Source organism: Kiloniella sp., from assembly GCF_965205715.1.
Lineage (GTDB): Bacteria > Pseudomonadota > Alphaproteobacteria > Kiloniellales > Kiloniellaceae > Kiloniella.
Genome location: NZ_CBDBHW010000002.1, coordinates 181,791 through 207,958, shown reverse-complemented (window position 1 = coordinate 207,958; position 26,168 = coordinate 181,791). Strand labels below are relative to the sequence as shown.

Here is a 26,168-nt window from a genome sequence, read left to right as displayed (position 1 = left end):
CAGCTGCTAGAAGATAAAGATCGTATTTTCCAAAATCTTTACGGCCAGAATGACTGGGGTCTTGAAGGTGCTAAAGAACGTGGCATCTGGAATAACACTAAAGACTTGGTTGCTCTTGGCCGCGAAGAAATTGTTAACCGGATGAAAGATTCTGGTCTTCGTGGACGTGGTGGAGCGGGTTTCCCCGCTGGGATCAAGTGGTCCTTCATGCCGAAAGAAGATCCAAGTCGTCCGAGTTATCTTGTGGTTAACGCAGATGAATCAGAGCCTGGTTCTTGTAAAGACCGTGAGATCATGCGTAACGATCCACACACGCTAATCGAAGGGTGTTTAATTGCTGGTTTTGCGATGGGCGCCCACACGGCTTATATCTATATCCGTGGTGAGTACTATCTTGAATCCACACGTCTGGAAGCTGCAGTAGAGCAGGCGCGCGCTGACGGTTTGTTAGGTGATGATGCCTGTGGATCCGGTTGGGCGTTTGACGTTCATGTCCATCGCGGCGCAGGTGCTTATATCTGTGGTGAAGAAACGGCTCTGCTTGAAAGCCTGGAAGGTAAAAAAGGCCAACCTCGTTTGAAGCCTCCATTCCCAGCTGCTTGTGGCCTGTATGGCTGCCCGACGACCGTTACCAATGTTGAGACCGTTGCGGTTTCTCCAACCATTCTCCGTCGTGGAGCTGATTGGTGGAAACAATTCGGTCGGGAAAACAACACAGGTACCAAAATCTTCTCCATTTCCGGTCATGTAAATAAGCCATGTAACGTTGAGGAAGCCATGAGTATTCCTTTGCGTGAGCTTATCGAAAAACATGCCGGTGGTGTACGTGGCGGTTGGGATAACCTCCTGGCTGTTATTCCGGGCGGATCATCAGTACCAATGCTTCCAAAACACGTATGTGACACCATGACAATGGACTTTGACGCTCTACGCGAAGCAGGTTCTGGTCTTGGGACTGCTGCTGTTATCGTGATGGATAAATCAACCGATGTTGTCGAAGCTATTTGTCGCCTTTCACATTTCTATCAACATGAAAGTTGTGGACAATGTACGCCTTGTCGTGAAGGCACAGGCTGGATGTTCCGCTTGATGCAACGCATGGTTCGTGGTGAAGCAGATGTTGAAGAGATCGATATGCTTTGGGATGTAACAAAGCAAGTTGAAGGTCACACCATCTGTGCACTAGGTGATGCTGCTGCTTGGCCAGTCCAGGGTTTGATCCGGAATTTCCGTCCGGAACTCGAACGCAGGATTAATGAGTACAAGCAATCTCGCCAGGCAGCGGAATAGGAGAGACTGATGCCAAAGTTGACGATTGACGGTAAAGAAATCGAAGTCGCAAATGGTCTGACAGTTCTTCAGGCCTGCGAACTTGCCGGTGCAGAGGTTCCTCGTTTTTGTTATCACGAGCGTCTCTCCGTAGCTGGTAACTGCCGGATGTGTCTGGTTGAGATGGAACGTGCCCCTAAACCGATTGCTTCTTGTGCAATGCCGGTTGGTGAAGGCATGGTCATCAAAACGGACAGTGACGTAGTTAAAAAGGCCCGTAAAGGGGTTATGGAATTCCTTCTGATCAACCACCCACTTGATTGTCCGATTTGTGACCAAGGTGGTGAGTGTGATTTGCAGGATCAAGCCATGGCTTTCGGTCTTGATCACGGGCGTTACAAAGAAACCAAACGTGCTGCCAAAGAAAAGTACATGGGCCCTTTGATCAAAACGATCATGACCCGTTGTATCCAGTGCACACGTTGTGTTCGTTTTTCGACCGAAGTTGCCGGTATTGAAGAAATGGGTCTACTTAACCGTGGTGGCCATGTTGAGATTACAACCTTGGAAAAGGCTGTAAATACTGAACTGTCAGGAAACCTGGTGGATGTTTGTCCTGTCGGTGCTCTGACATCAAAGCCTTATGCATTTAACGCACGTCCCTGGGAGTTGAAAAAAGTAAACTCTGTGGATGTTATGGATGCGGTTGGTTCAAACATTCGGGTTGATGTTCGTGGTCGCGAAGTTCTTCGTGTGCTTCCGCGTATTCACGAAGATGTAAATGAAGAGTGGATCTCGGATAAAACCCGTTATATTACGGATGGATTGAGCCGTCAGCGCCTCGACCGTCCTTATGTCCGTGTTGATGGTAAGCTCAAGGCTGCGACTTGGGACGAAGCTTTCTCTGCAATAAAAGAGAAGTTGTCTCCCCTTAAAGGTAGTGAAATCGCTGCGATTACGGGTGATCTGAATGACGCCGAATCAATGCTCGCTCTTAAAGATCTGATGTCCAATCTAGGGTCTTCCAATATCGATTGTCGTCAAGATGGTGCAAAAATCGATAGCACAAGCCGCTCAGCTTATCTGTTCAATACCTCTATCGCAGGTATTGAAGACGCCGATGCTGTACTTCTTGTTGGCACAAACCCACGTTGGGAAGCCGCTCTTGTAAATGCACGCCTTCGTAAGCGTTTCCTAGAAGGTGGTTTCAAGGTGGGTATGATTGGCGAAGCCGTCGATCTTACTTATGAATATGAGTATCTTGGCGCAGGTCCTGACACACTTAAGGACGTTGCTTCCGGCAAGAATTCCTTTGCAAAGGTTCTTAAAGAAGCCAAAAAGCCAATGATCATTGTTGGTATGGGGGCGCTTACTCGTAAAGATGGCGCAGCTGTATTGGCTGAAGCTAAGGCGATTGCTGACAAGTTTGATCTTGTTCAGGATGATTGGAATGGATTTAACATTCTTCATACTGCAGCATCTCGCGTTGCAGGTCTGGATCTGGGCTTTGTTCCTGGTAATGACGGACTTGATGTCGAGGGTATCCTTGATGGTGCTGAAAAAGGTAGCGTGAAAGCGGTTTATCTTCTCGGGGCTGACGAAGTTGATACTTCAAAACTCAAAGATACTTTTGTTATCTATCAGGGGCACCATGGAGATGCCGGAGCGTCAGCTGCGGATGTAATTTTGCCTGGTGCTGCCTACACAGAAAAGAACGGTACTTACGTGAATACGGAAGGTCGAGTTCAACTCGGTCGCTTGGCGGTCTTCCCACCTGGTGAAGCACGGGAGGATTGGACAATTCTTCGTGCTTTGTCTGAACACGTGGGTGAAGCTTTACCATATGATAATATTGGCCAGCTCCGTCAGCGTCTTATTGAAGTTAATCCAATATTTGCAGCAGTTGATCAAGTCGACAGCGGTGCCTGGACTGATTTCGCCAAAGATACCGGAGAGCTTTCATCTGATCCGTTCAGCGCAGTTATTGAAAACTTCTACATGACTGATCCAATCAGCCGTTCATCCGAAACGATGTCTGCCTGTACAGAGCAATTTGTACTAGGTAAAGAGCAGGGAGCTACAGGAACCAATGGTTGATTTCTGGGAAGGATACGCTCTGCCAACGATAATTATCGTTGCGCAAATTATGCTGGTCGTTGGGCCACTACTTATTGCCGTTGCCTACCTGACTTACTTTGAGCGTAAAGTTATCGGGGCGATGCAATTGCGTAAAGGCCCTAACGTAGTTGGTCCTTTTGGCCTACTGCAGCCTTTTGCTGATGCGGTGAAGTTAATGATGAAGGAAACAATTCTTCCTTCAGGATCTAACAAAATCGTTTTCATCATGGCGCCAATGCTGACCTTTATCCTCAGCCTTGTAGCTTGGTCGGTGATCCCTTTTGGTGACGGCCTCGTGATCAGCGATATTAACGTTGGTATTCTCTACCTCTTTGCTATTTCGTCACTCGGTGTATACGGCGTGATTATGGCGGGGTGGGCCTCCAACTCTAAATATCCATTTATTGGTGCTCTTCGTTCTGCAGCCCAGATGGTTTCTTACGAAGTTTCCATGGGACTAGTCATTATCACCGTTTTGATGTGTGTAGGCTCGCTAAACCTTTCGGATATTGTCCTAGCCCAGAAGGGTGATTACGGCATTTTCAACTGGTATGCTTTCCCGCTGCTTCCAATGTTTGTGATCTTCTTCATTTCTATTCTGGCGGAAACCAACCGTTCACCCTTCGATTTGCCTGAAGGTGAGTCAGAACTCGTAGCTGGTTTCATGGTCGAATATTCTTCGATGAGTTTTGCGCTATTCTTCCTTGGTGAATACGCAAACATGATCCTGATGAGTGCGATGGCTGCAATCTTGTTCCTTGGTGGATGGTTGCCACCTTTCGATATTGCGCCCTTTAATTGGATCCCGGGTCCGATTTGGTTATCTCTTAAAATTGCACTTGTACTTTTTGGTTTCCTTTGGGTTCGAGCGACTTTCCCTCGGTTCCGTTATGACCAGTTGATGCGCCTTGGGTGGAAAGTATTCTTACCATTCACACTATTTTGGGTATTGCTTACAGCTGGTGTTCTCGTTGGCTTTGACCTCTTACCGGCGGCTCAGTGAGATTAATGGCAATGAAAAAAAACAAAAAAATTAAAAACGTGGAGAGATAGAGGACGATGGCTTTTATGAAAAACCCAGTCCGCAGTCTTCTTTTGACGGAACTGCTTTCCGGCATGGCCTTAACTTTGAAGTACTTCTTCAAACCAAAGGTTACCCTGAACTATCCATTCGAAAAGGGGCCGATCAGTGCGCGTTTTCGTGGAGAACATGCATTACGTCGATACCCTAATGGGGAAGAACGTTGCATTGCTTGTAAATTGTGTGAAGCGATTTGCCCTGCGCAAGCCATTACAATTGAGTCCGAACCGCGTGATGACGGCAGTCGTCGTACAACGCGTTACGACATTGACATGACGAAGTGTATCTATTGCGGATTTTGCCAAGAGGCTTGCCCCGTGGACGCCATTGTTGAGGGACCAAACTTTGAGTTTGCGACTGAGACACGTGAGGAGCTTTTCTACAATAAGGACAAGCTTCTTTCGAACGGTGACCGTTGGGAAACCGAAATTGCGCAAAACATCGCTTTGGATGCGCCTTACCGCTAAGAGCTTGGGATAAAAAAGTGTTTATGAAAAATATCATATGCCGACACCAGGCTCGTAAAGAAAGGGTAGCCAAATGATCATTCAGGCTCTCGTCTTTTATGTATTTGCAACGATCTCCATTGCTTCGGCTCTTATGGTGGTCTCCTCTAAGAACCCGGTTCATTCGGTATTGTTCTTGATCCTCTGTTTCTTCAACGCAGCAGGCCTATTTGTATTAATGGGGGCTGAATTCTTAGCAATGATCTTGGTCGTTGTTTACGTTGGAGCTGTGGCAGTTCTGTTCCTCTTTGTTGTTATGATGCTTGATATCAACATAGAGAGAGCGCGCCAGGGTTTTAAACAACACCTTTTACTTGGTGGTTCTATTGGCCTCGTTTTACTGGTTGAGCTGGTTCTTATCCTCTCTTCCACCTTTGCGTCGCCAGATGCAGTTGCTGTAGCTGCTGTTCCAATCCCGAATATTGATGTGGTTCATAATACCCGGGCATTGGGCCAAGTTCTCTACACTAAATATGTATATCTCTTCCAAGCTTGTGGAATGATCCTGCTCGTTGCGATGATCGGTGCAATTGTACTGACCCTCCGTAAACGTGAAGGTGTTCGCAAACAGGTCATTTCCGATCAGGTAAATCGTACCCGTGAAGAGTCCGTTGAAATCAAAAAAGTATCCAGCGGGAGTGGAATCTAACCATGTTAGAAATTGGTCTAGCCCATTACCTGATTGTTGCGGCAGTTTTATTTACTCTTGGTATCTTTGGCATCTTTTTTAACAGAAAGAACGTCATCGTTATCCTGATGTCTATTGAACTGATGTTACTCGCCGTAAACATCAATTTTGTGGCTTTCTCTACCCATATGGGTGATCTGGTTGGTCAGGTCTTCGCCGTCTTTATTCTTACAGTTGCTGCTGCTGAAGCTGCAATTGGTCTGGCGATCCTGGTAATCTACTTCCGTAATCGCGGTTCTATCGCGGTCGAAGATATTAACATGATGAAGGGCTAATCCGACGATGGAATATTTTATAGTCTTTCTGCCTCTACTCGGTGCTTTCATCGCGGGTCTTTTTGGCAAGGTGATAGGCGATCGTGGGGCACAGGTCTTAACTACGGGGTTATTGCTTGTATCTGCGGTTCTATCATTCGTGGTATTCAAAGATGTCGCACTTGATGGTAATGCGCGTATCTCTCCTGTGTTTACTTGGATCAACTCTGGTGATCTGCAGCTAAATTGGGCACTGAAAGTAGATACCCTTACAGCGGTAATGTTGATTGTTGTAACCGTGGTTTCCTCCATGGTTCATCTTTATTCCATCGGGTACATGTCCGAGGATAAATCAATCTCACGGTTCTTCTCATACCTTTCTCTTTTCACCTTCTTTATGTTGATGCTGGTTACTTCAGATAACCTGGTTCAAATGTTTTTTGGTTGGGAAGGTGTTGGCCTGGCGTCTTACCTGCTCATTGGTTTTTGGTATGAAAAACCATCAGCATGTGCTGCTGCTATCAAGGCTTTCTTGGTAAACCGGGTCGCGGATATCGGTTTTGCACTTGGGATCATGGGTGTTTTTGTTCTTTTTGGAACAGTTAATTTTGCCCAGATCTTTCCGCAAGCTGCGGCTCTTTCAACAGCTCAATTCACCTTCCTTGGCTTTGAAGGCCACGCGCTGACGATTGTGTGTCTATTGCTCTTTATCGGTGCCATGGGTAAATCAGCTCAGCTTGGTTTGCACACCTGGTTACCGGATGCGATGGAAGGCCCAACGCCTGTTTCCGCGCTCATTCATGCTGCAACGATGGTGACGGCTGGTATCTTTATGCTCTGTCGCTTCTCACCTGTGTTCGAATATGCACCTGCTGCTCTTGAAGTGGTTACCTATGTCGGTGCTGCGACAGCTTTCTTTGCGGCGACAATTGGCCTGACACAGTTTGATATCAAGCGTGTGATCGCTTATTCAACCTGCTCTCAGTTGGGTTATATGTTCTTTGCGATTGGCGTTTCTGCTTATGGCGGTGCAATTTTCCACCTGATGACTCACGCTTTCTTCAAAGCGTTGTTGTTCCTTGGTGCTGGTTCTGTCATTCACGCCATGCATCATGAGCAGGACATGCGCAAGATGGGCGGTATCTGGAAAATGATCCCTGCGACCTATATCTTGATGTGGATTGGTTCAATTGCACTGGCTGGTTTACCTCCTTTCTCGGGTTTCTTCTCTAAAGATCTAATCCTTGAAGCGGCTTACGGTGCGCATACTACACAGGGTAATTTTGCTTTTTGGGCTGGAACGGCTGCGGCTTTCATGACAGCGTTTTATTCCTGGCGTCTGATTATCATGACCTTCCACGGTAACCCACGTGCTGATGAACACACCATGCAGGGCGTTCATGAATCGCCGATGTCAATGATGATACCGCTGATCGTTCTTGCAATTGGTGCAGTCTTCGCTGGTTGGATGGGCTATAGCTATTTTGTTGGCGATGCGAGAGCCGATTTCTGGGGTGATTCGATCTTCGTACTTGCTGGTAACGATAGTGTCGAAGCCGCTCACCATGTCGAAACGTGGGTTAAAATTGTACCTCTTGCGGCTGCTGTAAGTGGGATCGTATTGGCATATGTCTTCTATATGTTCGTACCAAGCTTACCTGCAACATTTGTTAGTCTCATCAAGCCAATCCATACTTTCGTGTACAGAAAGTGGATGTTTGACGAGTTGTATGACTTCTTGTTCGTACGTCCGGCACTCAAACTCGGTCGCTTCCTCTGGAAATCTGGGGATGGTGCTGTGATTGATGCTTATGGTCCTGACGGTGTTACTGCTCTGACACGCAGACTTGCTGGTAAGGCTAGTCAGCTTCAGAGCGGGTATGTCTATCATTATGCTTTTGCCATGTTGATCGGGGTTGTTGCTCTGATTACTTGGTACATTGTTACCAACGCGGGTTAGAAGCTATGCAAGATCATATTCTCTCTATCGTGACCTTTGCGCCATTACTCGGTGCCCTGTTCATTCTTTTAATTCGTGGTGATAATGAAGAAGCCGTAGCAAAGAATTCCCGCTGGGTAGCTATTTGGGTATCTGGCGTTACGTTCCTTGTCTCACTTCTCCTCTGGACTGGTTTTGAGCGCGGAACTGCTGAGTTCCAGTTTGTTGAAGAAGTAGAGTGGATGCCATCCCTTGGGTTATCATACCGTATGGGTGTTGATGGTATTTCCGTACTGTTTGTACTTCTTTCAACACTTCTGACACCAATCTGTATTCTTTCTTCATGGGGACCAGTTAAAACCCGCGTTAAAGAATACATGGTTTCCTTCCTTATTCTGGAAACCATGATGATCGGTATGTTCTGTGCTTTGGATATCGTCGTCTTCTATATCTTCTTCGAAGGCGTTCTTATTCCAATGTTCCTGATCATCGGGATTTGGGGTGGAGCGCGTCGGGTATATGCAGCGTTTAAGCTTTTCCTCTATACTCTTGCTGGTTCTGTTTTGATGCTCGTGGCTATTCTAGCTATGTATTACGAAGCAGGTTCCGCTGATATCACCGAATTGCTTACCTATAATTTCCCGGCTGAAATGCAGAAATGGCTCTGGATTGCCTTCTTTGCTTCTTTTGCTGTGAAAGTACCGATGTGGCCAGTTCATACCTGGCTTCCAGATGCACACGTTGAAGCTCCAACAGCAGGGTCGGTGATCCTGGCCGGTGTTCTTCTGAAAATGGGTGCTTATGGTTTCTTACGGTTCTCTTTACCGATGATGCCTGAAGCATCTGTTTACTTTACCCCACTAATCTACGCTCTATCTATTATTGCGGTGATTTATACGTCTCTGGTTGCTCTTGCACAGGAAGATATGAAAAAGCTTATTGCTTATTCTTCCGTTGCGCATATGGGTTTTGTGACTATCGGGATCTTCGCAGCTAACCAACAGGGTATCGAAGGGGCTATCTACCAAATGCTCTCTCACGGTATCGTATCTGCTGCACTCTTCCTTTGTGTTGGGGTGATATATGACCGGATGCACACTCGTATGATTGCGAGTTATGGTGGTGTCGTTGAACGCATGCCTGTTTATGCTCTGATGTTCATGGTCTTTATGCTGGCTTCTGTCGGTCTACCTGGAACGGGTGGTTTTGTTGGCGAGTTCTTGGTTTTAGTCGGTGCTTTCAAAGCTAACACTTGGGTTGCTGCTTTGGCTGCAACCGGGATGGTTCTTGGCGCAGCCTATATGCTTTGGCTGTATCGCAAAGTAATCTTTGGCAAGCTCGAAAAAGACGACCTGAAATCTCTGATGGATCTGAGTCTTCGCGAAAAAGCTATTTTTGCTCCTTTGATTGTAATCACAATTTGGATGGGTATTTACCCGCCGAGTTTCCTGGATGTGATGTCAGCCTCTGTGAGCAACCTTGTAAATAACTATGAGACTGCAATTGCAGCCTCTAACGCTGCGCCGATGTTTGCGCAGGTCTTTGGTCAATAGAGGGTCTATCAAGATGATCACAACAGATCTATCACTGGCATTGCCCGAAATTTTCCTGGCATGTGCAGCTACAGTTCTTCTGATGTATGGGGCTTATGCTGGCAAAAATACCGCCAGTTTTGTCTCTGCAATGTCAGTTGCCGTTTTGGCAATCGCCTTTGCAATTATCTTTCTTGGTGACCGCCCCGCAGGGCTTGCCTTCGACGGTTTATATATTGTTGATGCCTATGGCGATTACATGAAACTCGTTGTTTTGGTGGCATCTGGTTTCGGTATTCTCATGACCCAACGCTTTGTTGAACGAGAGGGTATGGCCAAGTTCGAAATTCCTGTCCTGATGGTTCTTGCGACACTGGGTATGCTGATGATGATTTCAGCGAATGACCTGATGTCACTATACGTTGGCCTGGAACTTCAAAGTCTCGCACTTTATGTGATTGCAGCTATTCGCCGTGAAAATCTCCGTTCTTCAGAAGCAGGTTTGAAGTATTTCGTACTTGGCGCTTTGTCTTCCGGAATGCTGCTTTACGGTTGCTCCATGATCTATGGCTTTACCGGAACTACGGATTTCGACATTCTTGGTAATGTGTTGTCTAGTGCTGATCAATCACCACAGATTGGCTTAATTGTTGGTTTGGTATTCGTTTGTGCTGCGATTGCTTTCAAGATCTCTGCGGTTCCTTTCCACATGTGGACACCTGATGTTTACGAAGGTGCGCCAACACCTGTTACAGCCTTTTTTGCCTCTGCGCCTAAAGTCGCGGCTATTACCTTGTTTGCCCGTTTGCTGAGTGATCCTTTCGGATCTCTTGTAAACGAATGGCAGCAGATAATTGTCTTCGTTGCTCTTGCGTCCATGATTTTGGGTTCTTTGGCTGCTATTAAGCAGACAAATATCAAACGTCTGATGGCGTATAGCTCTATTGGTAATATTGGTTTTGCTTTGGTTGGCCTTGCAGCTGGAACTGAAGAAGGTATATCTGGCCTTATTATCTATATGACCATTTACATATTCATGAACATGGGAACTTTTGCCTGCATTCTCAGTATGCGCCAGAAGGGAAATATGGTTGAGAATATTGATGACCTCAAAGGCTTGAGTAAAACAAGTCCTATGATGGCTTTTGCTCTTACTATCTTCATGTTCTCAATGGCGGGTATTCCTCCATTGGCTGGTTTCTTCGCAAAGTATGTTGTTTTTGCTGCAGCTGTTAACGCGGGCCTAACAACCCTTGCTGTCATCGGTATCTTAACTTCTGTGATCGGAGCATTCTATTATCTCCGCATCATCAAGGTTATGTACTTCGATGAGGCAAGCACATCTTTTGATAAACCCATCGGTGGGGAAATGACCTTGGTATTGACAGTATCTACTGCTTTTATCGTGTTCTTCATTCTTTTCTCCACACCGATTATGGACGGGGCAGCAGTTGCTGCTTCGGCACTTTTTGTCGGGTAATAATGTTATGAAGGGCTCTTCGTCCTTAACTATTCCACCTTTTTTTGATCTGCAGAGCAGGGATGAAGTTGGAAGTACCAATGACGAAGTCCGCCTTCTTGCTGAACAAGGGGCCCAGGACGGCACAGTCGTCTGGGCCCTTCGTCAATCTGCAGGAAGAGGAAGGCACGGAAGAACTTGGACCAGTCCCGAGGGAAATCTTTATTTTTCTATTCTTCTGCGTCCTAGCGTCTCTATCGCTGAAGCCGCTAATTTAAGCTTTGTTGCTTCTCTGGGGCTGGCAGATGCCATCAGAACATTTATCCCTGAGTGTAAGATAAGCCTGAAATGGCCTAACGATGTTCTTCTTGAAGGGCGTAAAATTTCTGGTGTTCTACTTGAGAGTAAGGCCAATAATTCAGGTAAGCTTGAATACCTCATCATGGGAATTGGCGTAAATCTTCAGCATTATCCTGATGATGCGAGATATCCTGCGACGAGTATTTTGGAACAAAACAAAGACAATACTCCCAAGCCGGGAAAAATGTTGGAGGCATTTCTCAATAGTTTTGACCCTTGGTATAAACTATGGAACAAGGAAGGCTTCGCTTCTATAAGAACGGCTTGGTTAGATCAGGCTCACGGGCTTGGCGATAAAATCTATGTTCGACTTCCCGGAGAGACCCTTTCAGGCCGTTTTGTTACAATAGATCAAGATGGTGCCCTGGATTTAGACCTTGATAATGGCAATCAACGTCTAATCACTGCGGGCGATGTTTTTTTCGCTTCGTCATAATTAGAGATTAACTATGCTGCTTGTAATTGATTCCGGTAATACCAATGTCGTTTTTGCTGTATATGACGGCAATGAACAAAAAGGATATTGGCGCGCGACGAGTGACAGCAAAAAAACGTCAGATGAATATGCTGTCTGGCTAACGCAACTCATGGCGCTCAAGGGGTTAACACCAGAAGATATATCAGGCGCAATTCTGGCCAATGTCGTTCCTGCTTCGAATTACAATCTGACCTCCCTTTGTAAAACGTACTTTGACTGTAGCCCCTTGATGGTTGAGTTGGGTAAGATTGATCTCGGATTAGAAGTCCGAATTGATCATCCCGAACAAGCTGGTGCCGACCGACTAGTTAATGCTGTGGCAGGTTATAATCGTTATGGTGGGGATCTGATCATGATAGACTTCGGTTCAGCGACTACGTTTGATATTGTCGGCACAGATGGGGCCTATGAGGGCGGGATTATTGCTCCCGGGGTCAACCTGTCGGTTGATGCCTTGTACATGGCTACAGCAAAATTACCGCGGATTGATATAAGGCGCCCACAAAACGTAATTGGAAAAGCAACGATCCCGGCCATGGAATCAGGAATATTCTGGGGATACATTTCTATGGTTGAGGGCATGGTCAAACGTATTAAAGATGAATACGCAAAGCCAATGACAGTTGTGGCAACGGGCGGCTTGGCCCAGCTTTTCATCAAAGCAACAGATGTAATTGATCACATTGATAAAGATGTAACGCTTCGTGGGTTGATTGAAATTTATGAACTTAATACCCAGAATGACTGAGTTAGGTAGAAATTATGAGTAAACCGGTGGTCCCAAAAAAAGACGAACTTTTGTTCTTACCCCTGGGGGGGACGGGCGAGATCGGTATGAACCTCAATCTCTATGGCCATAATGGCAAATGGTTGATGGTTGACCTTGGCATTTCCTTTGCTGATGGCGGTAAGTTCCCGGGCATTGATGTGATTATGCCTGATCCAGAATTTATCGAAAAACAGCGTGATAATCTTGTTGGTCTGGTATTAACTCATGCTCACGAAGACCACATCGGGGCAGTACCCCACCTATGGGCTGATTTGCGTTGTCCCATTTTCTGTACTCCTTTCACCAAATCGATGGTTTATTCAAAGCTGGTTGAGGCGGGTTTAGAAGACCAGGCTGAAATCACTGTGATACCTGTCGCAGGAAAGTTCTCTGCTGGTCCGTTTGATATTGAATTGGTGTCAATGACTCACTCAATACCAGAGCCTGCGTCACTTTTAATTCGTACATCATGCGGCACGGTCTTTCATTCCGGTGATTGGAAATTCGACCCTGAACCACTTGTTGGCCCGCATTATGACAAGAAGCGCCTGCAGTCCCTTGCCGATGAAGATATTTTGGCGATGGTCAGCGATTCAACCAATGTTATGAACTCTAGTGAATCCGGATCTGAAGCTTCAGTTCGAAATGGTTTGGTTGATGTCATTTCTAAATGTACGGGCCGTGTGGCTGTTACCTGTTTTGCCAGTAATGTAGCCCGGGTTGAATCAGTTATGAAAGCCGCTGAAATATGTGGCCGTAGAGTTGTTCTTCTCGGAAGATCCATGCACAGAATTTATTCTGCAGCACGCGATAACGGTTATTTGCAAAACGTAGCGCCGTTGTTATCTGAAGAAGAGTTCTCTTATATCCCGCCACGAGAAGTTGTCGTTCTTTGTACTGGTAGCCAGGGAGAGCCTCGTTCTGCTCTTTCCCGCTTATCGACAGATGGTTTCAAGAATGTGTATCTAGAAGAAGAGGACACAATCATTTTCTCTTCGAGAATTATTCCTGGAAATGAAACCTCTATTTACAAATTACAAAACAACTTGTCTGAACTGGGTGTGCGCATCATTACAGATAAAGATGAGCACGTTCATGTGTCAGGTCACCCGGGTAAAGAAGAAGTCAAAAAACTATATGAGTGGGTACAGCCGCAAATATCCATTCCTGTTCATGGTGAGGCTCGCCATCTTCGAGCGCACGCCAAACTCGCTGGTGAATGTGGCGTGAAAACGCAATTCGTTGCTAAAAACGGTGATTTAATTCGTCTGGCACCCGGGAAACCGACGAGGGTTTCAGAAGTGCCTTGTGGATTACTTGCCATTGAATCCCGACGGTTGGTACCCTTGAAAAGCCCGATTATCGTTGCCCGTCAAAAGATGATGTATAACGGTTCCGCCGTCGTTACTCTTGTAATCGATGAAGCTTTTAAATTGGCTGTTACCCCTCAATTGACGATCCAGGGTGTTATTGATCTTGAAGACGAGTTCGAAAATTTCGAAGATGTCGTTGATGCAGTACGCGACGGGGTAAGGTTGTTGAAAAAAGCTGACATGAAACGTGATGAAGTCGTCCGTGAAGTTGCTATCCGTGCTGTACGTCGTCATTGCAACAAACGATATGGTAAAAAACCAGTTACGGATGTTCATATCATTCGATTGAATGATTTTTTTGAGTAAGAGGGGGATAACATGATCGGAAGACTAAACCATGTGGCAATCGCTGTTCCTGACTTGGATACGGCAGTCGCACAATACAAAAATGTTTTAGGAGCAACTGTCACTGATCCCGTTGACCAGCCTGATCATGGTGTGACCGTTGTGTTTGTTGAACTCCCCAATACAAAAATAGAGTTTCTTTATCCACTAGGTGATAAATCTCCAATTTTGAACTTCCTGGAGAAGAATCCTGCCGGCGGAATTCATCATATTTGTTATGAGGTTGATGATATCTTAGCCGCCAGAGACAAACTGGTTTCTGAAGGTGCTCGAATTCTTGGTGATGGAGAGCCTAAAAATGGGGCCCACGACAAACCGGTTCTCTTTTTACATCCGAAAGATTTCTGTGGAACGTTGGTTGAACTTGAACAAGCCTGATCAGTTTTGGCTTAATAAATTAGGTGAGAAGAATTTATGAACTGGGTTACAGGCATACTGGTTTACGTGGTTATCTGGTGGCTGATTTTCTTTATGGCATTACCCTTTGGTGTAAAGCCGCAGGAAAATCCTGAAGTAGGTCATGAACCCTCTGCACCAGCAAATCCCATGTTGGGGCGTAAGGCGCTTATTACGAGTGTTATAGCTGCTATACTTTGGGGTATAGCCTTTTACATTATTGATAGCGGAATTATCACGATAGGCGAGCTACCTTACTAATTCATCGCAGTTACTCTTTATTAGTGGTTGTTTTCAAATGAAAAATCTTATTCATTGAATGTAAACAGCCTGTGGTTATTCTAATCTCAGGCTGTTTATCGTTTTTGGACTTATTATCGACGGGTGGTGAGTATGTCTAAGTTTTTTATCCAAACACACAATGTTCTGGTTTTTAGTAGCCTGCTAGCAACGTTGATTTTGAGTGTTAATACGGGGTCGCCTTCCGCACAGGAAAGTTCAGATGGCATCGTTAACATTAGTCGCGAAGATTGTTCGCGTTTGATCAAACATACCCCTTCAGATGATGTTACCTACACACCGGGCGTTACCAAAAGAGGTAAAAAGGTCGTATCGGCATATCTGAATGCACAGCCGATAGTGTTGCCGGAAATTATCAAAATTCCGATTGTAGAGCGTCAACCACTTTGTCCGGTTGCGTCAACCACCTTGGCCGCTTTTGATGCGGCTGTGATCTGACGTTTATTTACGATGCTTCAGGCATATTTTTCACCTTTTTGTTTGTGGTTTTCCGCAACATTTTTTTGAGATTTTGGGCGGCTTCCCATTGTCTGTAGCTGTCGATATTCATCTCAAGAATGGTTGAGTGGTGAACAAGACGATCGATTGCTGCAACGGTCATGGCCTTATCTTGAAAAATATTGTCCCATCCGCTAAAAGGTTGATTGGCAGCAATTGCAATACTTCGGTACTCATATCGTCTGGCGATCAATTCAAAGAGCACGGATGTTTCAGATATATCCCTTTGTGCATAGGTAATATCATCGAGAATGATGAGATCAAATTTATCGAGTTTTGCGAGGGCGTTTTCGAGCATAAGTTCACGTCTGGCAGCCTGGAGTTTTTGCACCAGATCACTGGTTTGCGTATAGAGCACACGGTATCCAGCCTCTATAAGAGCATAACCTACGGCGCATAGGAGATGAGTTTTTCCTCCCCCTGAATTTCCAATGGCAATCAGATTTGCTCTTGCGTCAATCCAGTCACCGGCAGACAAGGCTTCGACCTGCGCCTTTTTCACGTTAGGCAGCCGCTTGAAGTTAAAAGTGGCCAGAGTTTTTCCGCCCAGCAGGTTTGATGCGTTGAGATGGCGTTGAATGCGTCGCGTGTCCCTTTCGGCCAATTCATATTCGGCCAAAACGGCAAGGAACCTGGCTGCTGACCAGCCCTCCTTGTCGGATTGGATTGCGATATCTTGCCAGTGTTTGTGAAAGCTGGGTAATCGTAAGTCAGTTAGCATAAGAGGCAGCTTGTGCTGATCCACTTCAATGTTTGTCATGCCCGATCCTCCAACAGAGTATCAAAGACTGATAATGAAGGTTGAACCACGGGAATATCAGGAGGTAAATCCGTGTTCTTTTTTGTGATATTCAGCTTAAGTTTTTTTGCGCAAGGTAGCCTTCCTGCATTGATTTCTCTCGAAATCAGGTGCGCGACTTCGGCCTCACAAGCCTCTTCGTGCGCAAGGAAAAGTATCCCAACCATCTGACGACACGCATCTCTGCGGGACAACTTTTTCTGAAACAATGTCCAGGCCAGGGAGTACTCGGTTCTTGGAAAAATACTGTCACGATAAATAGAATTGGCGAGTGCCTGAGGTTTACGTTTGAGAGCATGAATGACGTGATGATAATTGATAACATGAATGCGGGGGCCTTTGCCGTGCCCCCGCTCACGAGAATGGCTGACGACATGAGTGCTGCCTAGATAGGCTTCTATCCGGTTATCGTAAATATGGACACGCAAGCGTTGACCAATTAGGCGAGAAGGGGCGCTATAAAAAACCTGCTTAACTAAAAAACCACTTGTTTTGGTAACTCTCGACACGACTTCAGTGTAATCTGTTGTTCGCCGAGGAGGTAACGCCTTGAGAGATTTCAACTCTGTTTGGATATCTTGGTCACGATGTTTGTTCCGTCTAGCAATCAGCTCGTCCAAAAATCGCCGATACTCATCCAAAGTGTCAAAGTCATTACTGCCACGCAAAATCAGGGCCTGCTTTATCGCAGTCTTAAGGTGACCGTGGTGAGATTCAATGGCACCGTTCTCGTGTGATTCCCCTCTGTTATTTCGACTGGCCTCCATACCGTAGTGCTCAACAAAAGCAGAATAACGTTTGGTAATGTCCTCCTTTTCCTCAACGCTCAAATTCCGAAAGGCCGCAGACAGGCTGTCGGTCCGGTGGTTTTCAGGAGCGCCCCCCAAGGACCAAAGCGCATTTTGTAAGTTCTCCGCAAGGGCTGTAAAACTCTCACCGCCAAGTACGACCCCAACATGTTCCCATCGGCTATATACCAGAACAAAATGATAGAGCCGATGCACCAAAGGATCTCCTGCAATGGTAATACTTAAGTCGGCTGCATCCGTGAAATCTGATTGGCCCATGTAACCCGGCTCAGGTGTTTGCCTGAAAATGATATCCTTTTCAGGGCCATTCAGAGCCCGCCATCCCCGAACTCGGCGCTCTAACGTGCGCTTGACACGGTCATCGGGAAAACGGAGCGGATAGAGGCTCTGTATGTGGCGCAACAAAGTAATGGGTTTGACCGAGTTGTCTTTATCCAAAATGGGAAGGATGTCCTTATCCCAGATATCTTCAAGCGGATCAGAAACTGTTCGCCCTCGCTTTATATTGCGTTGTGACGGTAAAGTCGCATCAACGTCAAATCGGCGGGCCGTGCGTTCGCTAAACCCTGCGCGGGCAGCGGCGGTTCGTTGACCATGAGTTTTTCTATCTGTCATGTAAAGTCTCAGTTGTTCATCTGTGATAAATTTATACGGCAAACAGGTTCCTCCAATTACATCTAGAGGTTCCTAATTTATCAACTCACAGCAGCTTGTAACTAACACCAAATTAAGCCTTGGCCGGTGGATCTGATTATCAAACGGGCACGCCCTTTTTAATGATCAGATCCACCGGCCAAGGTGGTTGTCGCAACCGGCCAAGGTTATTGTCGCTGAACATCCGATTACGGTTGATATGTTTGAGCGGTATAACATTCCGGCCAACAAAGCCAATTTTGGTGCCGAGGCTGAAATCGGAACTGTTGAAGTTCATAAAGATGGCAGTTCATATTTTAATGGTCAGCCTTTGCAAAGTGAGGAACAGCGCGAGCTTTCTCTTAGGTGCCAGGAAATTATTAAAAACGAAAGATAACGGGTATTATCTTTCTATCGTCTTTAGATCCTTTCCTTTTACAATTTTTCGATCGCGATAGCTGATTGTCTTGCATGGACAAGTGGTCCCTGATCCCATATATATGTCCGAAATATTTTCCAGCAGTGACTGCTGGAATAATTCGCCCTAACACAACTCAATAACGCTCCAGGATATAGAGATGCGCCTTTCTGCTTATTTCCTTCCTACTCTGAAGGAAAACCCTACCGAGGCCCAGATTGTCTCACACCGCTACATGCTTCGCGCTGGTATGATTCGCCAAGCTACATCTGGTATTTATTCATGGTTGCCTCTAGGCCTTAAGGTCTTGAGAAAAATTGAGCAGATTGTCCGCGAAGAACAGAATCGTGCTGGGGCCTTAGAGATTTTAATGCCGACGATCCAGCCAGCCGACCTTTGGCAAAAGTCTGGCCGTTATGATGATTACGGCAAGGAAATGTTGCGTATTCAGGATCGGCATGGTCGCGACATGCTCTATGGACCAACAAACGAAGAACTGGTGACAGATATCTTTGCCAATTCGGTAAAGAGCTATAAAGATCTGCCAAAAAATCTTTATCACATCCAGTGGAAGTTCCGCGACGAAGTTCGCCCTCGTTTTGGGGTGATGCGGGGCCGTGAATTCTTCATGAAGGACGGCTATTCCTTCGATATTGACTTTGAATCTTCCAAAGCTGCTTATAACCGTATGTTTGTTTCCTACCTTCGGACCTTTGATCGTCTCGGTCTACGGGCTATTCCAATGGTAGCAGATACCGGACCAATCGGTGGCAAGCTCAGTCATGAATTTCTTATTCTGGCTGATACGGGTGAGTCAGAAGTTTTCTGTCACTCTGATTTTCTTGAGAAAGCCTCACCTTCTGCTGATGTTGATTACAGTGGAGATCTTCAGTCGATCGTTGATGACTGGACCAGTACCTATGCGGCTACGGATGAAATGTATATCCAGGAAGATTTTGAAAGCTCTGTACCTGAAGATAAGCGCATGCAGTGCCGTGGTATCGAGGTTGGTCACATTTTCCATTTTGGTACCAAGTACTCTGAACCTATGGGGGCGACTGTCTTAAATAAAGAAGGCCAGAACGTCCCTGTCTTTATGGGCTCTTATGGTATTGGTGTTTCCCGTTTACTCGGTGCGATTATCGAAGCGAGCCACGATGAGAATGGCATTATTTGGCCAGAAGCAGTTGCTCCATATAAGGTTGGTTTGATCAATCTTAAGGCAAAAGATGAAGATTGTACCAAGGCTTGTGACGACCTTTATCAAAAGTTCAACAGTGCAGGTATCGACGTTCTCTATGATGATCGGGATACTTCTGCTGGCGGTAAATTTAAGGACATGGATCTGATTGGAGTTCCGTGGCAGATGGTTGTTGGACCTCGCGGCCTTAAAAATGGCGTAGTTGAGTTGAAAAATCGCAAGACTGGTGAAAAAGAAGAGTTGTCTCTCGAGGCTGCTCTTACAAAACTTGGCCTTTAAGATTTAGATCGACTGAAATAGACGGGGATTGGGGGAGTAAATGATTTTTGGTGCCTTTGAACGATTGGTGGCTCTTCGCTACCTCCGTTCCCGTCGTAAAGAAGGTTTTATATCCGTTATTGCCGGCTTCTCCCTTGTTGGCATCGCCTTGGGTGTTGCTACCTTGATTATTGTCATGTCGGTGATGAACGGGTTTCGTCAGGAGCTTCTTGGCCGTATTCTTGGCGTTAATGGTCATTTAGCTGTTATGGGGGTTCAAGGCGACCTGGTTGAGTATAAAACTCTTGCCGAACGGATCTCTGAAATCAGTGGTGTTAAGAGTGCGACCCCTCAAGTTCAGGGACAAGTGATGGTTACAGCCAGTGGTACTGCCACTGGTGGGCTGGTCCGTGGTATGGCGCCAGAGGATCTAAAGGCCCGTGCCTTAATTGCGGATAAAATTGTCGCAGGCTCTCTGGATGATTTCAAAGGAAATAATAGCGTCGTCATTGGTGCGCGTTTAGCTCAAAGTTTACGTTTGGGCGTGGGCGATAAAATCACACTGATTTCGCCAAACAGTGCGGTCACAGTTTTTGGATCAATGCCGAGACTAAAAGCCTACACGATTGCAGGACTTTTTGACGTTGGCATGTATGAATACGATAGCAGCTTTATTTATATGCCCTTAGAAGCAGCTCAAATATTCTTTGAACTCCCGGAAAAAGTGAACACGATTGAAGTGTTTGTCGACAACGTTGATATGACCAGGCCGATCCGTCGGGAAATCCATCAAACCCTGGGGACTAATATCCGAACACAGGATTGGCAGCAGTCAAATTCAAGTTTTTTCAATGCCATTCAAGTCGAGAGGAATGTGATGTTCCTCATTCTTTCGCTCATTATTCTGGTCGCTGTGTTTAATATTGTTTCCGGCCAAATTATGTTGGTGAAGGACAAAGGAAGAGACATCGCTATTCTAAGAACTATGGGGGCAACCCGAGGCATGATCTTGCGGGTGTTTTTCTTGAGTGGGGCGTCTATTGGTCTTTTTGGAACTCTGGTAGGATTTGCTCTTGGGCTTTCATTTGCTTCAAATATCGAGACCATACGTCAATGGCTCGAAGGACTTTCTGGTTCAAATCTATTTCAACCTGAAATATATTTTCTATCGAAACTCCCTGCTGTCGTTGATCCAATCGAAGTAGTTCAAATCGTAGGCATGGCCTTGTTCTTCTCCTTTCTTGCACCGATTTTCCCGGCATGGCGTGCGGCACGCCTGGATCCTGTAGAGGCTATTCGCTATGAGTAGTGTTAATAAAGGCTTGTCCCTCTCGATTGTTAACAAGACTTATCGGCAAGGGCGGAAAGAACTACACGTATTGAACGATGTCAGCTTTGATCTGGTACCCGGGGAAATAGTTGCGCTCGTCGGCCCTTCTGGAGCAGGTAAATCGACATTACTGCACAGTGCTGGATTATTGGAAAAGCCCGACAGCGGAGACATTTTGGTCAACGGCATATCCTCTGCTTCTTTGAATGACAAACGTAGGACAGCCCTTCGCAGAGATACGATTGGTTTTGTTTATCAGTATCACCATCTCTTGCCTGAGTTCTCGGCTGTTGAAAATGTCATCCTCCCTCAGATGATTACGGGCCTGTCCAAAACGAAAGCCCATAAGAGAGCGTCCGAATTATTGGATATGGTCGGACTTGCAGAAAGATTGACCCATCGACCTGGAGAGCTTTCCGGGGGCGAACAGCAACGTGTAGCTATTGCGCGGGCTCTGGCTAATGCTCCCACCGTATTATTAGCAGATGAGCCGACAGGCAATCTGGATCCTGAAACAGCGAACCGTGTGTTTGATCTTCTTTTAAAATTGGTTCGGTCGGTCGGGCTTACAGCTTTGATCGCAACTCATAACCACGAGCTGGCCAGTCGTATGGATAGAGTACTACATTTTGAAGGCGGGAAAATTCTATAAACAATATGTGGGTTTAGTTTAAAATTTAAATATAAGCTATTGATAAATTAGAGATATGATAAGTGATGTATAAAGCCTGGCATATAAAGTGTGCTGGGTTTTATTTTGCATAGCCCAGGCTTTTTGGGGTATGACAGGTTAAGTTTATTTAGCTCAATAACCGGGCTTACACTGAGGTAGTTTCATGGCTTATGCTGATTTTGTTCATCTGCGGGTTCACTCGGCCTATTCCCTTTCTGAGGGAGCAATTAAGGCGAAGGAACTGGTAGAGTTATGCAAAAAGCATGATATGCCTGCTGCGGGGATGACCGACAGCAATAATATGTTTGGTGCCCTTGAATTCTCTCTGTCGGCAAAAGCCGCAGGAGTACAGCCAATTCTGGGGACCCAAATTTTGGTGGGCCGGGAAGATGCTGATCAACGTACAGGGGCTATTACTCCTGAACCAGATCAACTCGTACTCTTGGCGCAGAACCAAAAAGGTTACATGAATTTAATGCACCTTATTTCCCGAGCCTTTATGGAAACGGAAACAGGGCTAACACCTCAAATAAAAATTGAAGATCTGCAAAGATGTCATGAAGGTTTAATTGCTCTAACTGCGGGGCCAAAAGGCGCCGTTGGGCGGCAATTACTCGAAAATCGCGATAGCGAAGCAGAGGCATCACTGTTAAAGATGTCCAAAATTTTTTCAGGTCGGCTTTATATCGAGCTAATGCGTCATAGCATGCCTGAAGAAAGGGCGATTGAGGATCGGCTTATTAATTTAGCCTATCAACACGACATTCCTCTTGTTGCCACAAACGAAGCCTTTTTTGCGGGCGAAGACATGTACTTGCCTCACGATGCATTGATTTGCATTGCTGAGGGCGCATACGTTTCACAAAGTGAGCGTCGACGTTTGACGCCCGAACACCGTTTTAAATCCTCTGATGAAATGAAACGGCTTTTTGCAGATATTCCTGAGGCTATTTCCAATACTCTATTGATTGCGAAACGTTGTTCTTGGTTTGTGGAGCCAATTGGTCCCATTTTACCTCCTTTCGATACAGGTGCAGGACGTACTGAAGTCGAAGAGTTGCGGCATTTATCCGAAGTAGGTTTGGTTGATCGCTTAAAAAAACATGTTTTCACTGAAGACATGGATGATGAAAAGCGCAAAGAAGTCGCAAAGCCATACGAAGATCGCCTTGAATACGAACTCGGTATTATTGTTCAGATGGGGTTTCCTGGATACTTCCTCATCGTTGCCGACTTTATTATGTGGGCAAAAGAGCATTCAATTCCCGTAGGTCCTGGTCGTGGTTCTGGTGCTGGGTCGGTTGTGGCCTGGGTATTAACGATTACCGACCTTGATCCTTTACGGTGGGGGCTCCTGTTTGAGAGGTTCCTCAATCCTGAACGTGTATCCATGCCCGATTTTGATATCGATTTCTGTCAGGATAAGCGGGACAAGGTTATTACCTATGTCCAAGATAAGTATGGCCGGGATAAAGTTGCTCAAATTATCACCTTTGGTAAGCTCCAGGCCAAGGCAGCTCTTCGTGATGTTGGGCGTGTCTTGCAGATGCCCTATCCTCAAGTGGACAGGCTTAGTAAGTTAATTCCAAATAATCCAGCTAATCCGACTTCACTACCTGAAGCAATTGCTCAGGAACCGCAATTGCGGGAGATGGCCCGGACGGATGAGACAGTTGATAATCTGCTAAACGTAGCCCAGAAGATTGAGGGGCTGTATAGGCATGCATCAACTCATGCTGCGGGTGTTGTTATCGGGGATCGTCCACTAGATCAGTTGGTGCCTCTTTATCGTGATCCTCGTTCAGATATGCCTGTTACCCAGTTCAACATGAAATTTGTTGAGCAGGCGGGGTTGGTCAAGTTTGACTTTTTGGGCCTGAAAACCCTGACCGTCCTTGAGCGAGCTTGTGAATTTATCCGATCTGCAGGAACGCCTATCAATCTCAGCGAAGTTCCCTTGGATGATCCGGCTTCTTTTGAGTTGTTGGGTAAGGGGGATACCGTCGGGGTGTTTCAATTGGAATCTACGGGCATGCGAGATGTGCTCAAGCGCATGAAGCCGGATAGGTTTGAAGATATTATCGCGGTCGTTGCTCTTTATCGCCCCGGACCAATGGAAAATATTCCGAGTTATATCCGACGGAAAAAAGGGGAGGAAACCCCGGATTATATGCATCCGTTGATCGAGGATATACTCAAAGAAACTTATGGCATCATGATCTATCAAGAACAGGTCATGCAGATTGCTCAGTTCCTATCCGGGTATTCACTTGGGGGTGCGGATCTTCTCCGGCGGGCGATGGGTAAAAAAATCCAGGCCGAGATGGATGCTCAGCGTAAGATTTTTGTTGAAGGCGCAGTTAAAAATAAAGTCAAAGCCGAAAAGGCGGATGAAATTTTTGATCAGGTTAATAAGTTTGCGGGATATGGTTTTAACAAAAGTCACGCAGCCGCTTATGCTTTGGTTGCTTATCATACGGCTTACTTGAAGGCGAATTACCCTGTTGAGTTTATGGCTGCGTCCATGACTTACGACCTGACCAATACAGACAAACTTAATATTTTTCGGCAAGAACTCTCTCGTTTGAAAATTCCGCTTCTAGTGCCTGATATCAACAATTCTTACGCTGAATTCATGGTCGAAACTCAAGAGGATGGGGTAAAGGCTGTTCGCTACGCTATGGCAGCCGTTAAGAATGTTGGTGAGCAAGCTATTGAGAATATAACCCATGAGCGCGGTATTAACGGTCCCTTCAAGGATTTGACAGATTTTGTTGCTCGCGTGGATGCGAAGACAATTAATAAGAGGCTGATCGAGAACCTGTCCAAGGCGGGGGCCTTTGATAGTTTGATGGATAACCGTCAAAAAGTTTATCTGGGGGCTGAGAATATTGTCAGAAACATTTCAGCAGCTGCACAGGAAAGAAACAGTGATCAGGTAAACCTTTTTGGTGGTGATGATAGCGGTCCTTTAATTGAACTCGCTTTGCCGAAAGTCCCTGATTGGCCAGAGCTTGAACGGCTCAAACATGAATTCGATGCAATTGGTTTCTATTTATCCTCTCACCCAATTGATACGTATGGTCAAATCCTAAAAAGACTTCGAGCCATCAATATTCAAGAGGCTATACAGCAAACAAAAAACAACAAAGGGCAGGGCGGCCCGATTAAAATCGGTGCAATTGTACTGGGTAAACAGGAACGGATTTCTAAGAAGGGTTCAAAATTTGCTTTTGTTCAAATCTCGGATGCCTTTGGTACCATTGAGGCGATGGTTTTCTCGAATGTCTTGATGGCGAGTAGAGAGATTCTTGAAAGCAATGTTCCACTCCTTGTTTCTTTGACGGGCGAAGTTAAGCCAGATGATGATGAGCCTCGATTCTTATTGCAAGCAGTTAAACCACTGGACGAGGCAGCTTCGCTAACAGATACGGGGTTGAAGCTATACGTGAGTACGGACAATCCCTTGGAGCCCTTAAAAACCATCCTAGATCAGCATGCTGTTCCTGGCCGAGGACGCATATCCATTATTCTCGGTCTAAAAGATGGGCAAGAGCTAGAACTGGAGCTGCCAAAAGGGTATACTGTTTCGCCGTCAATTCGACAGGCAATCAAGGCGATTGAAGGTATCGACTTGGAAGAGGTGTAAGGAATTATTCTTGTTTGTTGTTTTGGGCGAGAAAAGACTTGCATCCATTGCTGTAGGGGAGTATCACCCGCAGCATTACTAATAAAACACGTGGGCTTAACGGGATTGGTTTTCTAATCGCTGTTTCTGGTGTTTCCATATTAATTGGAGATTACGGCCTGCGGAAGTTTAACCGGAAGAGAAAAGGTTTTATTCTATGGCGCTTCCTACTTTTACTATGCGTCAGCTTCTTGAAGCTGGTGTTCACTTTGGTCACACAACCCGTCGTTGGAACCCAAAGATGGCTCAGTACATCTTCGGCGCTCGCAACGGCATTCACATTCTTGATCTTGAGCAGTCTGTTCCTATGCTGCACAAAGGTCTTGCGTTTACACGTGAAGTTGTGGCCGGTGGTGGTCGCGTTCTGTTCGTTGGAACAAAGCGTCAGGCAAGTGAGAAAATGGCTGAAGCAGCAAAACGTTGCGGTCAGTATTACGTTAACCACCGTTGGCTCGGCGGTATGTTAACCAACTGGAAAACGGTTTCCAACTCTATTCGTCTTCTGAAGGAGCTTGATGAGCGCCTCGAAAACAATCAGGGTGGCCTGACTAAAAAAGAACTTCTTAATCTTACCCGCAAGCGCGACAAGCTAGAGCGTGCTCTTGGTGGTATTAAGGAAATGGGTGGTATTCCTGATGTGATCGTTGTTATCGACACTAACAAGGAACACCTAGCAATTGCCGAAGCTACTAAATTGAAAATTCCAGTTGTCGGAATTCTTGATTCTAATTCTAGCCCAGCTAACATCACTTTCCCAATCCCTGGGAACGACGATGCTATCCGTGCAATCAGCCTGTACTGTGACCTTTTTGCCGATGCGGTAATTGATGGCCTACAGGAAGAACTGACTGCCTCTGGTACAGATATCGGTGCATCTGAAGAAGCCCCTGTTGAGCAGTTGCCTGAAGAAGCTCCTGCTGCAGAAGCTGTTTCTGAAGAGAAGCCAGCTGAAGAAGCTGAAGCTGCTAAAGCTTAAGCTGTTCGCAAATGAACA

The 26,168-nt window shown here is 45.9% G+C and carries 23 protein-coding genes; 21 read left to right on the top strand and 2 right to left on the bottom strand.

All coding sequences use genetic code 11. The features are described from left to right. The first annotated feature begins 3 nt into the window (after positions 1-3). From nuoF to ACOGW3_RS03065, 15 genes are all read left to right on the top strand, one after another. Positions 4-1,290 (top strand): NADH-quinone oxidoreductase subunit NuoF, encoded by a 1,287-nt coding sequence (gene nuoF, locus ACOGW3_RS03135; RefSeq protein WP_419901765.1) that lies wholly within the window; start codon positions 4-6, stop codon positions 1,288-1,290. A gap of 9 nt (positions 1,291-1,299) precedes the next feature. Then, entirely contained in the window at positions 1,300-3,366 is a 2,067-nt protein-coding gene (gene nuoG / locus ACOGW3_RS03130; RefSeq protein WP_419901625.1) for an NADH-quinone oxidoreductase subunit NuoG, read from the top strand. Continuing rightward, positions 3,359-4,390, top strand: coding sequence for an NADH-quinone oxidoreductase subunit NuoH (nuoH, locus tag ACOGW3_RS03125; RefSeq protein ID WP_419901624.1), 1,032 nt, complete (start codon positions 3,359-3,361; stop codon positions 4,388-4,390). Before nuoG ends, nuoH begins: the two co-directional genes overlap by 8 nt. Before the next feature lie 56 nt (positions 4,391-4,446). Further along, positions 4,447-4,935 carry an NADH-quinone oxidoreductase subunit NuoI gene (nuoI, locus tag ACOGW3_RS03120; protein ID WP_419901623.1) on the top strand — a complete coding sequence of 163 codons (489 nt, stop codon included), beginning with the start codon at positions 4,447-4,449 and terminating at the stop codon, positions 4,933-4,935. A gap of 73 nt (positions 4,936-5,008) precedes the next feature. Further along, positions 5,009-5,623 carry an NADH-quinone oxidoreductase subunit J gene (locus ACOGW3_RS03115; RefSeq protein WP_419901622.1) on the top strand — a complete coding sequence of 205 codons (615 nt, stop codon included), beginning with the start codon at positions 5,009-5,011 and terminating at the stop codon, positions 5,621-5,623. Between the two features lie 2 nt (positions 5,624-5,625). Continuing rightward, on the top strand, positions 5,626-5,937 hold the full coding sequence (gene nuoK, locus ACOGW3_RS03110) for an NADH-quinone oxidoreductase subunit NuoK (RefSeq protein ID WP_419901621.1): 312 nt from the start codon (positions 5,626-5,628) through the stop codon (positions 5,935-5,937). Between the two features lie 7 nt (positions 5,938-5,944). Then, complete coding sequence (gene nuoL, locus ACOGW3_RS03105; RefSeq protein WP_419901620.1) at positions 5,945-7,876, top strand: NADH-quinone oxidoreductase subunit L; 1,932 nt, start codon at positions 5,945-5,947, stop codon at positions 7,874-7,876. A gap of 5 nt (positions 7,877-7,881) precedes the next feature. After that, the gene (locus tag ACOGW3_RS03100; protein WP_419901619.1) at positions 7,882-9,408 is read left to right on the top strand and encodes an NADH-quinone oxidoreductase subunit M; all 1,527 of its coding nucleotides are present in this window, start codon (positions 7,882-7,884) and stop codon (positions 9,406-9,408) included. A 13-nt stretch (positions 9,409-9,421) separates the two neighbouring features. Continuing rightward, on the top strand, positions 9,422-10,867 hold the full coding sequence (nuoN, locus tag ACOGW3_RS03095; RefSeq protein ID WP_419901618.1) for an NADH-quinone oxidoreductase subunit NuoN: 1,446 nt from the start codon (positions 9,422-9,424) through the stop codon (positions 10,865-10,867). Between the two features lie 7 nt (positions 10,868-10,874). Further along, a complete protein-coding gene (locus ACOGW3_RS03090; RefSeq protein ID WP_419901617.1) occupies positions 10,875-11,642 on the top strand; it encodes a biotin--[acetyl-CoA-carboxylase] ligase in 768 nt (255 codons plus the stop codon). 13 nt (positions 11,643-11,655) lie between these two features. Continuing rightward, positions 11,656-12,432: a type III pantothenate kinase gene (locus ACOGW3_RS03085; protein ID WP_419901616.1), complete on the top strand. Its 777-nt coding sequence runs from the start codon at positions 11,656-11,658 to the stop codon at positions 12,430-12,432. Positions 12,433-12,446: 14 nt separating this feature from the next. Next, on the top strand, positions 12,447-14,132 hold the full coding sequence (locus ACOGW3_RS03080; RefSeq protein WP_419901615.1) for a ribonuclease J: 1,686 nt from the start codon (positions 12,447-12,449) through the stop codon (positions 14,130-14,132). A gap of 12 nt (positions 14,133-14,144) precedes the next feature. Further along, positions 14,145-14,549, top strand: coding sequence for a methylmalonyl-CoA epimerase (gene mce, locus ACOGW3_RS03075; protein ID WP_419901614.1), 405 nt, complete (start codon positions 14,145-14,147; stop codon positions 14,547-14,549). Positions 14,550-14,585: 36 nt separating this feature from the next. Continuing rightward, positions 14,586-14,828 (top strand): DUF1467 family protein, encoded by a 243-nt coding sequence (locus ACOGW3_RS03070; protein WP_419901613.1) that lies wholly within the window; start codon positions 14,586-14,588, stop codon positions 14,826-14,828. Positions 14,829-14,960: 132 nt separating this feature from the next. After that, a complete protein-coding gene (locus tag ACOGW3_RS03065) occupies positions 14,961-15,305 on the top strand; it encodes a hypothetical protein (protein WP_419901612.1) in 345 nt (114 codons plus the stop codon). A gap of 7 nt (positions 15,306-15,312) precedes the next feature. Here the strand turns inward: ACOGW3_RS03065 and istB are convergent, their stop codons facing one another. Together istB and istA are read right to left on the bottom strand one after the other, a co-directional pair. Beyond that, a complete protein-coding gene (gene istB, locus ACOGW3_RS03060; protein ID WP_419901088.1) occupies positions 15,313-16,125 on the bottom strand; it encodes an IS21-like element helper ATPase IstB in 813 nt (270 codons plus the stop codon). Next, on the bottom strand, positions 16,122-17,630 hold the full coding sequence (gene istA, locus ACOGW3_RS03055) for an IS21 family transposase (RefSeq protein WP_419901087.1): 1,509 nt from the start codon (positions 17,628-17,630) through the stop codon (positions 16,122-16,124). The genes istB and istA overlap by 4 nt, the downstream gene beginning before the upstream one ends. 145 nt (positions 17,631-17,775) lie before the next feature. Here istA and ACOGW3_RS03050 point away from each other — a divergent pair, with 145 nt between their 5' ends. From ACOGW3_RS03050 to rpsB, 6 genes are all read left to right on the top strand, one after another. Next, positions 17,776-18,003, top strand: coding sequence for a hypothetical protein (locus ACOGW3_RS03050; RefSeq protein ID WP_419901611.1), 228 nt, complete (start codon positions 17,776-17,778; stop codon positions 18,001-18,003). A gap of 181 nt (positions 18,004-18,184) precedes the next feature. Further along, on the top strand, positions 18,185-19,504 hold the full coding sequence (proS, locus tag ACOGW3_RS03045) for a proline--tRNA ligase (RefSeq protein ID WP_419901610.1): 1,320 nt from the start codon (positions 18,185-18,187) through the stop codon (positions 19,502-19,504). A 40-nt stretch (positions 19,505-19,544) separates the two neighbouring features. After that, complete coding sequence (locus tag ACOGW3_RS03040) at positions 19,545-20,792, top strand: lipoprotein-releasing ABC transporter permease subunit (RefSeq protein WP_419901609.1); 1,248 nt, start codon at positions 19,545-19,547, stop codon at positions 20,790-20,792. Further along, positions 20,785-21,465 carry an ABC transporter ATP-binding protein gene (locus ACOGW3_RS03035; protein ID WP_419901608.1) on the top strand — a complete coding sequence of 227 codons (681 nt, stop codon included), beginning with the start codon at positions 20,785-20,787 and terminating at the stop codon, positions 21,463-21,465. The genes ACOGW3_RS03040 and ACOGW3_RS03035 overlap by 8 nt, the downstream gene beginning before the upstream one ends. 184 nt (positions 21,466-21,649) lie before the next feature. Then, complete coding sequence (gene dnaE, locus ACOGW3_RS03030) at positions 21,650-25,135, top strand: DNA polymerase III subunit alpha (protein ID WP_419901607.1); 3,486 nt, start codon at positions 21,650-21,652, stop codon at positions 25,133-25,135. Positions 25,136-25,331: 196 nt separating this feature from the next. After that, entirely contained in the window at positions 25,332-26,150 is an 819-nt protein-coding gene (gene rpsB / locus ACOGW3_RS03025; RefSeq protein WP_419901606.1) for a 30S ribosomal protein S2, read from the top strand. Positions 26,151-26,168: the final 18 nt, after the last annotated feature.

What these genes read in the sequence shown, in the direction of transcription:
- proS (WP_419901610.1), top strand. Translation starts at nt 18,185, where the DNA reads ATGCGCCTTTCTGCTTATTTCCTTCCTACTCTGAAGGAAAACCCTACC.
- ACOGW3_RS03040 (WP_419901609.1), top strand. Translation starts at nt 19,545, where the DNA reads ATGATTTTTGGTGCCTTTGAACGATTGGTGGCTCTTCGCTACCTCCGT.
- ACOGW3_RS03090 (WP_419901617.1), top strand. Translation starts at nt 10,875, where the DNA reads ATGAAGGGCTCTTCGTCCTTAACTATTCCACCTTTTTTTGATCTGCAG.
- ACOGW3_RS03100 (WP_419901619.1), top strand. Translation starts at nt 7,882, where the DNA reads ATGCAAGATCATATTCTCTCTATCGTGACCTTTGCGCCATTACTCGGT.
- dnaE (WP_419901607.1), top strand. Translation starts at nt 21,650, where the DNA reads ATGGCTTATGCTGATTTTGTTCATCTGCGGGTTCACTCGGCCTATTCC.
- ACOGW3_RS03115 (WP_419901622.1), top strand. Translation starts at nt 5,009, where the DNA reads ATGATCATTCAGGCTCTCGTCTTTTATGTATTTGCAACGATCTCCATT.
- mce (WP_419901614.1), top strand. Translation starts at nt 14,145, where the DNA reads ATGATCGGAAGACTAAACCATGTGGCAATCGCTGTTCCTGACTTGGAT.
- nuoI (WP_419901623.1), top strand. Translation starts at nt 4,447, where the DNA reads ATGGCTTTTATGAAAAACCCAGTCCGCAGTCTTCTTTTGACGGAACTG.
- ACOGW3_RS03035 (WP_419901608.1), top strand. Translation starts at nt 20,785, where the DNA reads ATGAGTAGTGTTAATAAAGGCTTGTCCCTCTCGATTGTTAACAAGACT.
- ACOGW3_RS03085 (WP_419901616.1), top strand. Translation starts at nt 11,656, where the DNA reads ATGCTGCTTGTAATTGATTCCGGTAATACCAATGTCGTTTTTGCTGTA.
- ACOGW3_RS03080 (WP_419901615.1), top strand. Translation starts at nt 12,447, where the DNA reads ATGAGTAAACCGGTGGTCCCAAAAAAAGACGAACTTTTGTTCTTACCC.
- istB (WP_419901088.1), bottom strand. Translation starts at nt 16,125, where the DNA reads ATGACAAACATTGAAGTGGATCAGCACAAGCTGCCTCTTATGCTAACT.
- nuoH (WP_419901624.1), top strand. Translation starts at nt 3,359, where the DNA reads ATGGTTGATTTCTGGGAAGGATACGCTCTGCCAACGATAATTATCGTT.
- nuoG (WP_419901625.1), top strand. Translation starts at nt 1,300, where the DNA reads ATGCCAAAGTTGACGATTGACGGTAAAGAAATCGAAGTCGCAAATGGT.
- rpsB (WP_419901606.1), top strand. Translation starts at nt 25,332, where the DNA reads ATGGCGCTTCCTACTTTTACTATGCGTCAGCTTCTTGAAGCTGGTGTT.
- ACOGW3_RS03065 (WP_419901612.1), top strand. Translation starts at nt 14,961, where the DNA reads ATGTCTAAGTTTTTTATCCAAACACACAATGTTCTGGTTTTTAGTAGC.
- nuoL (WP_419901620.1), top strand. Translation starts at nt 5,945, where the DNA reads ATGGAATATTTTATAGTCTTTCTGCCTCTACTCGGTGCTTTCATCGCG.
- nuoK (WP_419901621.1), top strand. Translation starts at nt 5,626, where the DNA reads ATGTTAGAAATTGGTCTAGCCCATTACCTGATTGTTGCGGCAGTTTTA.
- nuoN (WP_419901618.1), top strand. Translation starts at nt 9,422, where the DNA reads ATGATCACAACAGATCTATCACTGGCATTGCCCGAAATTTTCCTGGCA.
- ACOGW3_RS03070 (WP_419901613.1), top strand. Translation starts at nt 14,586, where the DNA reads ATGAACTGGGTTACAGGCATACTGGTTTACGTGGTTATCTGGTGGCTG.